9 protein-coding genes are annotated in these 7,295 nt (G+C 32.9%); 8 read left to right on the top strand and 1 reads right to left on the bottom strand.

The genetic code is table 11. The annotated features are described in order from the left end of the window. Positions 1–588: 588 nt before the first annotated feature. The 4 genes from FTT99_RS16165 (at position 589) to FTT99_RS16150 (ending at position 3,065) form a co-directional block, all read left to right on the top strand. Positions 589–999: a hypothetical protein gene (locus FTT99_RS16165; RefSeq protein ID WP_180161681.1), complete on the top strand. Its 411-nt coding sequence runs from the start codon at positions 589–591 to the stop codon at positions 997–999. A 197-nt stretch (positions 1,000–1,196) separates the two neighbouring features. Continuing rightward, complete coding sequence (locus tag FTT99_RS16160; protein ID WP_180161679.1) at positions 1,197–2,273, top strand: hypothetical protein; 1,077 nt, start codon at positions 1,197–1,199, stop codon at positions 2,271–2,273. Next, entirely contained in the window at positions 2,266–2,601 is a 336-nt protein-coding gene (locus tag FTT99_RS16155; protein ID WP_180161677.1) for an STAS-like domain-containing protein, read from the top strand. Before FTT99_RS16160 ends, FTT99_RS16155 begins: the two co-directional genes overlap by 8 nt. Beyond that, complete coding sequence (locus FTT99_RS16150) at positions 2,598–3,065, top strand: hypothetical protein (RefSeq protein ID WP_111886121.1); 468 nt, start codon at positions 2,598–2,600, stop codon at positions 3,063–3,065. The genes FTT99_RS16155 and FTT99_RS16150 overlap by 4 nt, the downstream gene beginning before the upstream one ends. A gap of 33 nt (positions 3,066–3,098) precedes the next feature. On the opposite strand, the gene FTT99_RS16145 is transcribed toward FTT99_RS16150, so the two are convergent. Continuing rightward, positions 3,099–3,848 carry an SH3 domain-containing protein gene (locus FTT99_RS16145; protein WP_180161675.1) on the bottom strand — a complete coding sequence of 250 codons (750 nt, stop codon included), beginning with the start codon at positions 3,846–3,848 and terminating at the stop codon, positions 3,099–3,101. 643 nt (positions 3,849–4,491) lie between these two features. Here FTT99_RS16145 and FTT99_RS16140 point away from each other — a divergent pair. From FTT99_RS16140 to FTT99_RS16125, 4 genes are all read left to right on the top strand, one after another. After that, positions 4,492–4,788 (top strand): hypothetical protein, encoded by a 297-nt coding sequence (locus tag FTT99_RS16140; protein WP_180161673.1) that lies wholly within the window; start codon positions 4,492–4,494, stop codon positions 4,786–4,788. Between the two features lie 571 nt (positions 4,789–5,359). Continuing rightward, positions 5,360–6,316, top strand: coding sequence for a replication initiation protein RepM (gene repM / locus FTT99_RS16135; protein WP_180161670.1), 957 nt, complete (start codon positions 5,360–5,362; stop codon positions 6,314–6,316). After that, positions 6,309–6,863 carry a plasmid replication DNA-binding protein gene (locus FTT99_RS16130; protein WP_180095408.1) on the top strand — a complete coding sequence of 185 codons (555 nt, stop codon included), beginning with the start codon at positions 6,309–6,311 and terminating at the stop codon, positions 6,861–6,863. The genes repM and FTT99_RS16130 overlap by 8 nt, the downstream gene beginning before the upstream one ends. Before the next feature lie 12 nt (positions 6,864–6,875). Continuing rightward, entirely contained in the window at positions 6,876–7,019 is a 144-nt protein-coding gene (locus FTT99_RS16125; protein ID WP_167514224.1) for a hypothetical protein, read from the top strand. Positions 7,020–7,295: the final 276 nt, after the last annotated feature.

Here is a 7,295-nt window from a genome sequence, read left to right as displayed (position 1 = left end):
AATTCTCTTATCTACTCAATAAATAATAATACTATAACGATTTTATTGGTGGTTTTTTGATTCTATTTAACATAATAGAGCTTATACGAAATGCTTTTTAAAATATCCTTGTTTTTCATATAGTTAAAAATTTTTTCATCCCCCTGAAAAACCACAAAAAACCGACTTGGAAACAAGTCGGTTTCTTTTTAAGCAATTTTGATACTTCTTGCCAATAAAATTGATCAATATTTAATCAATTTGTCATTTTTCTCTGCGTTATCAACACAGCGCTGGCTTAAATTATCCCCAATTTCTGCGGACAACTCTTGGGATAAAAATTCACCAATTTTGTACGCCTGAGCGCACATGAATTTAGGGGTTTTGCGGATATTCACAATCCCTTGTATTCAATATCATGAAGTCATAAGAGAACAGGACGTTCCGCAGAATAAAAATAAATAATCGCACAAGGATCGGCGGTACGACAGGAGTCATGCCAAGCGAACCAATACGAAAAAGCCCGACAGGATGTCGGGCTTTTTTACATTCTATGTTCAGTGATAGGTTTAAAGTAAACTACGATGAATTACATATAAATTATTCAGAATGAAATTTTTATCAAAAGAAAAGGTCCTCGATTTTTTTTCATTAATGGCTGTTTTAATTCTGATTGTCTCTTGGTTACTTCCTGTATTCGATGGCATGAAAGGATACGAACTTTTGGTATATTCATTTTTCTTACAATTTTTAATATTTCCCATTATTTTAGTTTTTCCAATTTGGGCAAATTTATCACTCGTTTTTACATATTTTTTATTAGATGAAAATGATCCCAAGGCATTTCGTTGGAGCTGTATAACTTTAGCAATGATGTGCTATGGTCTTGTCACTATTTTGGTTATAGATGGCAAGAACAGCCAACCAGTTCTATTCGGTGCTTATGTTTGGGTACTCTCAGGAATTTTAATTTGTATCTGTGCTTACCTTAAAGTGAAAAAAATATCTAAAAATCATTGATCTTTGACAAGTGTCAAAGAGACTTTGCATAAGAGATTTTATGTTAAATAGCTCTTGAAGCATTTGGGTTAGGTCGAGCCAGAGATACTATTTTCATTAAAATAAACATATACTTAATTTTTTGTTATTTATAATTTTTTATGAAACGACTGAGCTTAAAACAGAAAGTTAGAAATATGCGTATACAGGAAATACGTATGATTCAACGAATCAAAAAAAATAAAAAAAATAAAAAAAATTGTAGAACTGGTGAGGAGCAACTTAGAACAATAATTACTTTACCAATGCCTCCATTTATCACAATATTTTTGAACAAAAATAGAACTAAGTTATTGAAATTAACAAATAAATTAAGAGATTATTATTTTAGAAAAAATATATGTATGAAATTAGACTTTTCTAAAACAAAAAAAATGTTTACGGAAGGAACTCTATATTTATTAGCAGAATTAGAAACTTTGAAAATTACAAATCCTGATATTCAATTTAGCCTAATTCCATCAAAAGAAGTTATTGTTAATCAGGTTCTTAAACAAACAGGAATATTAGAACTACTAGGAGTATCTCTTAATTTTGAAGACATGGAATTTGATGAAACAGTCAAGTATTGGAAATACTCGTCTGGACATAAGGTTGAGATGGATTCTGCTGAAGATATGTTAGATGATTTTGATGATCTTCTATCTGAAAGTAGTAGTACTAGTATATTTAACAGTATTACTGAAGCCGTAACTAATTGTCATCACCATGCATATTTGGAAAAGAGATTCATCAATGATCCTATGAAAGCAAAGAAATGGTGGATATTCTCCCAAGAGAAAGACAACAAGCTGTCTATTTGTGTGTGTGATTTAGGTATAGGCATTCCTAAATCTCTACTGAGAAACTCAGAGAATGTTGCTGAAGATTGGTTTTCAAGTCTTAAAAATTTCTTGAAATCGCATAAAGAAAAATATGATAGAGATAGTGCATCGATTAAAGCGGCTATTGAAATTGGCAATACAAGAACAAATCTTGTTAATAGAGGCAAAGGCTTAAATCAAATTATTAATCAAATAAGTACACTTTGTGATCACAAAGCATCTATTGCTATTCTAAGCAATAAAGGATCTTATATTATTAATAGAGGTATGATTGAAGATCGGCCTTTAACAGGTATAGTAGATGGGTTCTCGTTACCATATAAACAATCAATAGATGGAACCGTAATCCTATGGGAAATCCCTATTGATAAGCAGATCTCCGACGACGCTTCAGGAGCATCTCATGAGTAAAAGTGTTATGAAAATCAATGTAGCAAGACAATTCTCAAAAAACCCTGCGGGGCGCTATGTTTCTGATGGTAAAAATTCAGGAGAGGTTTTTTTAAAAAATCTGTTAATTCCTGCTATCACTACCCATGATGAGGTTGAAATTGATTTTGATGGAGTTAGAGGATATGGATCTTCTTTCTTAGAAGAAGCTTTTGGTGGATTAATTCGTTTAACAGGTATGAGTGTTGATGAGTTTAAAGCTAAAGTAAAAATTCTCAGTAGAGATCCCTACCTGTTACCTGAAATTAATAGTTATGTTCAAGATGCTGATAGAGCTTTTGCTAAGTGATAGCTCATATTTTTAAAACATATTTTCTGCCATTATTACCATCCTTATTAACCATATTAGGATGGTATATAGTTTATAAAAGAGATAACACATCTAAAGCTAATACCATTCACAATAAAAGAATTGAGGCAGCACAGAAAACTATTGATGAGATAGCAGCATCAGCAAAGACTTATTATTCTTACTCAGGTAGCGATGAAGAAGCTAAAAAGTTAGAACCTATTCTTACAACAAGTTTACAGAAACTTGGTGTTTATATCTCTTTGGTTAGTGACCAACTAAAAGATGATGGTCAAAAACTAGATTTAGAAATTAATTTTATTGAATTTAGAAAGATAATTTCTGGTGGTAATTTTGGAACCTTATCTAGGCAAAAGATAGGAGCTGACAATCAACTTTACAATGATATCAACATGATTAGTAACGACTTATTTTTAAGTTTAGAAAAAAATCTAAAAATCTAAAAATAAATTTCATGCTTATCGCAGAGCATTAGTCTATTTGTCATCGACAGCTAAAGAAGAGTTAAAATCATATTTATTTTTAACTCTTTTTATATAAACTTCAGATACATACCCCTCAAGGTCTATATTATTTATATTCACAGAAACTTTAACCCATCTATTCGTAACTTCTTTATATACTTTCAAAGGTGTATTTCTAGGAATAACAATAATGGATTCACTTTGAAAACTTGGAGCTTCTCTTAAATGAATGCGTGAAATAGTTATACCTTTTGATTCAATATTATTCACATAGTAAACATAAGCTTCTTTAAAGTCGGAAGTTGTTTCTAAGTTATTTATATGAAACGTAAAAATAATAAATATAAATTGTAGAAAGAATTTTAAAAACTTACTTTTCTCTTCTTCGTTTTCAAAAGATTGAAGTTGCTCCGAAACATTAATTTCATCACGAATACTTTCTTCAAAAAAAGTAAAATTCTCTGTGTTAGCAATTTTCTGGTTGTTAATGTAGTTTTTTTGAAAATTTTGACTGTTTACAATCTCTACTACTAACTTTTGGAAATTTTGTAGATTTTTTTGAACTACTGGATCATTTAAGTATTTGTTAAGTGCTATAGAGGCATTTTGGATACCTATTAATGTTTGTTGTACTTCAGGCTTTTTAAAAAAAGCAATAAGTCCTGTTTGAGCATTTATTAGAGTTTGATTAATTATTTGAATGTTTTTTTGCCATTCAGGGTTATTAGTCAGTTTTTGAATTTCACTCAGTGGAATAGACAATTTTATGCTTCCTAAACTTAAAGACAATTATCAATGTTTTCTAAAATTAACATAATACACGTTATACGAAAGGCCCTATTTACGGGCCTTTTAATCATCTGATTAACATAAAATCTCTTATACGAAGTGCGGCTGGCTAACGCCACTATACAAGGCATCAGACCATACACTTTTTTTAGAAACCGCTGCTGCTGAGGATCTGAAGTTATTCTATGGCCCAGGAAAGAGATTGCGACACATAAGCTGTCATTGAACAGACCAGGGGGGATGGCTGGCTAACGCCACTATATAAGGCTCAAACCTATACACCTTTTTTTTAAATTACACCTTTTTTGATGATCTTTTGGCGTATCAATTTTGGCTATGCCAGAAACTCCGTAGGACAAGATTCCACGTTGAGCTTGAAAAGCGAATAAGGGGAGTAATGGTGGGCCGATCATGCTTGCATGTTGGTCAACATTACACATCTTGCCTGTTTCACCCTAATTAGGTTTCGCACTTAATCGCATATAATCGCACATAAAAGAGATGAAAAGCTTATAAAATTTTATAATCGCACTTAAAAGCATATAGTTGCATATAAAAGCTCTTAGTCGCATATAATTGCACTTAATCGCATAAAAATAGAAATGAGGAGATCTAAATGGTTACTCGACATGGAGCAAAAAGATTCATCACTGCGGCTTTGTCTGAAATAGAAAAACGGTTAAAAGCAGGCTATACCATCAAAGAAATACATGCAGATTTACCAGATCTCGCCAGCAATATTTCTTACAGTGCGCTATTAAGAAATTTGCAGAAAATGGGCATCAGCGAAAAAATACCGCACCAGGGAAAAACACAAAACATCAAAGTTTCCCAAAGTGAAATCAAAGCTGAAAGAAATCAACAAACCTCTTTTTCTTATGATCCACATACAATAGGAAAGGATCTTATTTAAAAAATAATATGCCTTTAAAGGTGCTTTAATTGCGATTACAGCTCGATTAATAAAGAAAGGTACAGAACGAGTGTCTACGAGTGAAATCGCTGAAATTCGCGCTTAGACTCTCTGAAAAACTGCTTTTTAGGCTGTGAAGCCTAAATAAGCGTAAATCACATGCAGAAAATTGAGCCTAGATCGAGCGAAGCGAGTAAAAAGCTCATGAGCGAAGCGAATTCCGAGCTGCTTTTGCTTTTTCTTAAATTCACAACCCAATGAGCCAAAAAATTGCCCCAACGAATCGAGCGAAAGCGAGATTCAATAGAGTTTGAGCGTAGCGAAAACCAAGGGCAATTTTTCCTTGCCTGGGCTTTTAATTATTTTAAAGTTTTTAAATGCTTTTAGATATGCTGAAAGCCTTTATTTACAAGGTTTTCAAGACTAATAAGACTACAATTTCTTTGTCATAAGACTACAATTTCTTTGTCATAAGACTACAATTTCTTTGTCATAAGACTACAATTTCTTTGCATTTGATTACACCAGGTGTTAGTGTAGTCTTAATAACACTTATAACCTATGCAGTCTTATGAAAAATGACTTAGTAGTAAAAGATAATGCCTTAATTAATGCCAGTTATAATCTTGAAGTAACCGAGCAACGGCTTATCCTTTTATCAATAATAAGAGCAAGAGAAACAGGCCAAGGGATCTCATCCGACAGTAAATTAGAAATTCATGCTTCTGATTATGCTTCTCGCTTTGATGTCACCAAAGAAGCTGCATATAACGCTCTAAAGAATGCAGTTAATAATCTTTTTGAAAGAAAGTTCTCTTTTAAGGAAATTCATAAAGATACAAACAAAGAAATTGTAGTCAAATCCCGCTGGGTTAGCCGAATTGCATATGTTGATGACCTTGCTACATTAGAAGTTACCTTTGCACCAGATGTTGTTCCTCTTATTACAAGATTGGAAAAGCACTTTACAAGCTATCAACTTAAACAGGTTGCTCAACTCACTAGCAAATATGCTATTCGTCTATATGAGTTTCTAATTGCTTGGAGAGACGTAGGAAAAACACCTGTTATTTCTTTATCTGAGTTCAGAGAAAAATTAGGACTTGATATTAATGAATATCAAAAAATGGTTAATTTTAAAAGTCGTGTTTTAGAACCAGCAATAAAGCAAATCAATGAGCTAACTGATATACATGTAAAATACGAACAGTACAAAACAGGAAGATCTATCTCAGGCTTATCATTCGCTTTTAAGCATAAAAAAATTGATTCTATACCTTCAGAAAGAGATCCAAATACGGTAGATCTCTTTACCCAAATGACTGATGCACAACGTCACATGTTTGCAAATAAGCTTTCAGAGCTACCAGAAATGGGGCGGTATTCCCAAGGAACTGAAAGCTATCAGCAATTTGCTATTCGTATTGCTGAGATGCTGAAAAATCCTGACCGAATAAAAGAACTATACCCGTACCTAAAAAAAGTGGGATATATGCCATCAAGTAAAAAGGATGTAGCAAATGGCTAAGTTATCACTAAGTGAAGTATCTAATCGCTTTAACGTCAGTCGCTCTACGTTATATAGGGCCATAAAAGAAGGACGTATATCTCGAAGCTCTGATGGACTTTTTGATATTGCAGAAGTCATCCGATGCTTTGGGGAGCCGATCAAAAAGCATGAACAAAAACAAGAAGTGAATCAGTCTAAGGATGATGCGGATTTACGTCAGCTTGTTGATTTCATGAAAAAGGAAATTGAGTCATACAAAGATCGGGAAAAACGCTATTTAGATCAAATAGACCGCTTTCAACTACTATTAGGGCATAAAGAGTCTGAAGAAAAAATGTCTCATGATGCACCAGTGACACATCCTAATGATGTACCATGCGACAACAGTAGTGAAACACGTGAAACTATTGATAATAATAAATATGGTGAAATTATTACATCTCATGAAACACCAGTGACACGCCCCAATGAAACACCAAAACACGTATCAAAGACACACTATGAGATAAAGAAAAAACGTGGCTTATTTGGCCGTGTACTGAATGCTGTTTTTGATAATGACTAAGGGAGAAAGATCATGCCGAAACTGAAAGACATTGCCCTAGGCATTATTGTGGCCCCGCTGTTGATCCCGATCATGCTGATCGCATCGTACCAGGATAAAAAGGAGCTGAAAAAAGAGCTGGATAAACGCCAAAAAGAAAAAGACCAGGCATCCTGATTATTCAATTGAGCTAATCAAAATCGTGAAACATTGCTTAAATAATAGGCGTGGAACGTGATAAATCATAAAAAAAGCCCGAACAGTGATGTTCGGGCTATAAACTTTGAAATAAGTATTTGAATTTCAAGGTTAATTATAACACATTTCGTATAAGGTGTATTATGTTAATTTTAGAAAAATTAAAATTAACACCCACCAAATGTCTTGCATCAAGCTCCAATATGAATATACTAAATTTAGTTAACACTGTTAACTAAATTTAGTATATTCAGA

The organism is Acinetobacter sp. YH12040 (assembly GCF_013420005.1).
In the GTDB taxonomy this organism is placed as follows: domain Bacteria; phylum Pseudomonadota; class Gammaproteobacteria; order Pseudomonadales; family Moraxellaceae; genus Acinetobacter; species Acinetobacter amyesii.
The sequence above is the reverse complement of the archived record's forward strand: the minus strand, read 5'-3'. Positions and strand labels throughout refer to the sequence as shown.